The sequence below is a fragment of the Arcicella sp. genome, assembly GCF_964672035.1.
The window spans coordinates 1-3483 of sequence record NZ_CBABQS010000169.1; the positions used below are offsets into that span (position 1 = coordinate 1).

The 3483-nt window shown below is 41.2% G+C and carries 3 protein-coding genes; 1 reads left to right on the top strand and 2 read right to left on the bottom strand.

Going from position 1 to position 3483, the window contains the following annotated elements:
• Both AC1W31_RS20905 and AC1W31_RS20910 read right to left on the bottom strand, forming a co-directional pair.
• Positions 1-449: NUDIX domain-containing protein (locus AC1W31_RS20905; RefSeq protein ID WP_481736443.1), on the bottom strand; the 449-nt coding region annotated here is incomplete at its 3' end.
• A 253-nt stretch (positions 450-702) separates the two neighbouring features.
• A complete protein-coding gene (locus AC1W31_RS20910) occupies positions 703-1146 on the bottom strand; it encodes a DMT family transporter (protein WP_481736444.1) in 444 nt (147 codons plus the stop codon).
• A 106-nt stretch (positions 1147-1252) separates the two neighbouring features.
• Between AC1W31_RS20910 and AC1W31_RS20915 the strand changes: the two genes are divergently transcribed.
• On the top strand, positions 1253-3483 hold a 2231-nt coding region (locus AC1W31_RS20915; RefSeq protein WP_481736445.1), incomplete at its 3' end, for a WD40/YVTN/BNR-like repeat-containing protein.

Here is a 3483-nt window from a genome sequence, read left to right on the forward strand (position 1 = left end):
CCCAATGCCCACGGGCGGATTTCGTGGTCTTTCTGACGTTTGTAATCAATTAATTCTTCGCTAAGTTTTATCTCGCCTTTGGCTCGTACATGATAGGCAATAATGAGTTGGTTCATGCGGTGAAATTCGTATAAGCCCACAAATTCCACGATTTCACCATCGAGGTTTAATTCTTCTTTCACTTCCCGCAAAACACCTTCTTCGGGTGTTTCGCCAGCTTCCAAAAATCCTGTGATGAGGGCAAACCAGCCTTCGGGCCAAGCAGCATTACGAGCCAAAATAATATCGCCTTCGTGTTCGACAATTGCCGCTACTACGGACGTAGGATTATTCCAAAAAACGTAGCCACATTCAGCACTTTGATCGGTGCATTGCAGACGGTCACGGTCATCTCTAAATTTCAATTCAAGTGGTTTGCCACACTGCGGGCAAAATTTCATTTTCGTCATAAAATATTTCGATATAGAAAATGGCATACTGATGACACAAATGCTACGCAACACGGATTTTCACGGATTTTTTAGTGTGCAAGTTACTTTTGGGTCCACAAATATTTTTATGCTAACGATAAATTGAAGTGCACAAAAAATTAAACTAATGTATTTTTAAAAATCCGTGAAAATCCGTGTTGCCGAAGGCATCCCAATTGCATTGCGGGTTCATCTATGTTCCATTTTCTGCTTGCCATAATGCTTTCTACAATTAGAATTTACGTATTAACACTACGCCAATTACTAAAAATAAGGCTCCGATAATTCTTCCCAAAGAGATTTCACGCACGGGAGCATCCAAAATTCCGTAGTGATCCATCGTAATTGAAACGACCATTTGTCCCGCCACAATCAATCCGAAAGTTAACGCAACGCCTAATCGAGGCATCAACACAATAACCATACTCACATAAAAAGCCCCCATCAGCCCCGCTAACCAAACATACCAGGGAGCATTTCGACATTGGCTCATTAAATTTAGAGGAATTCGGGCAATGGCGGCATAAATCATTAAGCCAATTAAACCCGTGAGAAAAGATAGAAAAGCGGCTAAAACGGGATGTCCCACAAATTTAGCCATTTTTGTATTTAGCCCCGCCTGCGTTGGAAAAACTGCTCCGCAAAGGAAGGCTAACAAAATTAAGAAATATTGCATTTAAGAGAATTGACGAATTTTTAAATAAAACTCAAATTACGTTTTTTTCTCAACTAATCCACATTCCAATTATCTTTACAACATCATCAACCTAAAATCACAAAAAATGAAAAAACAATACTTACTCTTTTTCACTTTGGCAATAGCGCTCTCAGTAAACGCCCAAAAGAAAAAGCCCAACCAACAATCCAACAACTCAACAATCCAACAACTCAACTTCACCTCCGCAACCGAGCGCATGAAGGCTTTTGACCAACGTAAAGCCTTGGAAATGAAATCATTAGTTAATAATGTAAAGTTTCGTTCAATTGGTCCAACCGTGATGTCGGGTCGGGTGGTTGATGTGGATGTCAATAATCAAAACCCTACTGAATTCTTCGTGGCTTATGCTTCGGGCGGACTTTGGAAGACTGAAAATAATGGAATTAGCTTCTCTCCACTCTTTGATAATGAGGCCGTTATGACGATTGGCGACATTGCGGTAGACTGGAAAACGAAGGGCAAAACCATTTGGATTGGTACGGGTGAAGCCAATTCATCTCGCTCGTCTTACGCAGGTGTGGGAATGTACAGAAGTGAAGACGGCGGCAAAACTTGGCAACACAAAGGCTTGGGCGAAACGCAACACATCGGAAAGGTAATTTTGCATCCAACCGACCCAAATACAATCTGGGTAGCAGCTTTGGGCAAACTTTATACGCCCAACAAAGAGCGTGGATTATTCAAAACTTCGGACGGTGGAAAGACTTGGAAACAGACACTTTTTGTGGATGAAAATACGGGAGGCGTGGATTTATCTATCGACCCGGGCAATCCAAACGTTTTGTATGCAGGCTTATGGCATAAAAAACGTAAATCGTGGAATTTTGTAGAATCTGGCAAAACTACGGGCGTTTATAAATCAACTGATGGTGGTGAAACTTGGCAAAATATCACGGGCGAAGGCTCTGGTTTTCCACAGGGCGAAGGCAACGGTCGGGTTGGTGTAGGCATTTCTCCACAGAATCCAAATATCGTGTATGCAGTTTTGGATAATCAGAAAAACCGCCCTGATGATGGCAAGAAAAAAGTAGATAATTCTTTGAATGCCAAGCAATTAAGAGCGATGACAAACGAACAGTTTTTGGCTTTGGAAGATAGTAAATTATCAGAATATTTAGACGAAAAACGTTTTCCCGAAAAATACACCGCAAAATCCTTGAAAGCAGATGTGAAAACGGGCAAATTTCAGGTATTGGATATTGTGAAATATACCGAAAATGCCAATGATGATTTATTCGATACGCCCATCACGGGAGCAGAAGTGTACCGTTCAGAAGATGCAGGAAAAACTTGGAAACGCACGCACAAAGATTATTTAGATTGGGTTTTTAATACCTATGGCTATTATTTCGGAACGGTTTTCGTGGCACCCGATAATGCCGATAAAATTGTAATTCCAGGATTTCAAATCGTAAAATCAGTCGATGGTGGAAAAACTTTCCAGTCGATGAATGCGGATAATGCCCACGCCGACCACCATATTGTTTGGATAAATCCCACCAATTCTAAGCACCAAATCTTAGGAAATGACGGTGGAATTAACATCACCTATGACGATGGAAAAACGTGGTTTAAAGCCAATACACCCGCTGTGGGACAGTTGTATGCGGTGCAAATTGATATGGCAAAACCGTATAATGTTTACGCTGGCTTGCAAGATAATGGCGTGTGGTTTGGACCTTCAACGAATAAACCAGATTACGATTGGTATGACAGCGGAGTTTATCCTTTCAAACGTATTATGGGTGGTGATGGTATGCAAATTGCCGTGGACACTCGTGACAATCAGACGGCTTATACTGGATTTCAGTTTGGTAACTATTTCAAAGTCAATACGTTAACGGGTTCTCAGAAATATTTGCAAATGCCCCAAGAAATTGGCGAAGTTAAAAATCGTTTCAACTGGCAAAGCCCAATTTTACTGTCAAAACATAATCAAGATGTATTGTATTTTGGCGGAAATCGTTTTTTCAGAAGTTTGGATAAAGGCGAAACGTGGAAGGCTCTTTCAAACGATTTGACTAAGGGTGGAAAAGAAGGAGATGTACCTTTTGGAACAATTGCCACGATTGACGAATCGCCGTTGAAATTCGGGCTTTTATACGTGGGAACGGACGATGGACTTATTCATATTTCAAAAGATGGCGGCTACACGTGGACGAAGATTTCGGACGGTTTACCTCAAAATTTTTGGGTGAGTCGAGTGAATGCTTCTAATCACAACGAAGGAACTGTTTATGTATCGTTGAATGGGTATAGAGACGACCATTTTGTGGCTTACGTGTATCGTTCGGA